Here is a 1,277-nt window from a genome sequence, read left to right as displayed (position 1 = left end):
CTTGCCGCACCACCGATGTGGAACGTACGCATTGTCAGCTGGGTACCCGGCTCACCGATGGACTGAGCAGCGATAACGCCGACAGCTTCACCAATGTTCACCTGGTGACCACGAGCCAGATCGCGGCCGTAGCACTTGGCGCAGATGCCGTAGCGGGTTTCGCAGCTGATCGGCGAACGCACGATCACTTCGTCGATGCTGTTCAGCTCGATGAACTCGACCCACTTCTCGTCTACCAGAGTACCGGCAGGAACGATGATGTCTTCGGTACCCGGCTTGAACACGTCACGAGCGATAACACGACCCAATACGCGCTCACCCAACGGCTCTACAACGTCACCGCCTTCAATGTGCGGAGTCATCAGCAGACCGTGTTCGGTGCCGCAATCGATCTCGGTCACAACCAGATCCTGCGCCACGTCTACCAGACGACGAGTCAGGTAACCGGAGTTCGCAGTTTTCAACGCGGTATCCGCCAGACCTTTACGAGCACCGTGAGTCGAGATGAAGTACTGAAGTACGCTCAAACCTTCACGGAAGTTCGCAGTAATCGGCGTTTCAATGATGGAACCGTCCGGCTTGGCCATCAGACCACGCATACCGGCCAGCTGACGAATCTGTGCTGCGGAACCCCGCGCACCCGAGTCGGCCATCATGTACATCGAGTTGAACGATTCCTGGTCGACTTCGACGCCATGACGGTCGATGACTTTCTCTTTCGAGAGGTTGGCCATCATCGCCTTGGAAACTTCGTCGTTCGCCTTGGACCAAAGGTCGATCACCTTGTTGTACTTCTCGCCCTGGGTTACCAGGCCGGAGGCGTACTGACTTTCGATCTCTTTCACTTCATCAGTTGCAGCATTGATGATGCGGGCTTTTTCATCCGGGATAACGAAGTCGTTAACACCGATGGAAACGCCGGAAATGGTCGAATAGGCAAAACCGGTGTACATCAACTGGTCAGCGAAAATCACGGTCTCTTTCAGACCAACCACGCGGTAGCACTGGTTGATCAGCTTGGAGATCGCCTTTTTCTTCATCGGCAGGTTGACGACGTCGTACGACAGACCTTTTGGCACAACCTGGAACAGCAGCGCACGGCCGACAGTGGTGTCGACAATACGGGTACCGCTCACGCTGTTGCCGTCACGGTCGTTGACGGTTTCGTTGATACGAACCTTGACCTTGGCGTGCAGTGCGGCTTCGCCGGCACGGAACACACGGTCAACTTCCTGCAGATCCGCGAATACACGACCTTCGCCTTTGGCGTTGATCGC

At 56.0% G+C, this 1,277-nt stretch carries 1 pseudogene; it reads right to left on the bottom strand.

The features are described from left to right. Positions 1 to 1,277: pseudogene (locus ACIOZM_RS31860) on the bottom strand (DNA-directed RNA polymerase subunit beta'); the annotation flags it as partial.

It is taken from the genome of Pseudomonas sp. NPDC087346, from assembly GCF_044744235.1.
Taxonomy (GTDB): domain Bacteria; phylum Pseudomonadota; class Gammaproteobacteria; order Pseudomonadales; family Pseudomonadaceae; genus Aquipseudomonas.
Note: the sequence above shows the minus strand (reverse complement) of the source record. Positions and strands in the feature narration are given on the sequence as shown.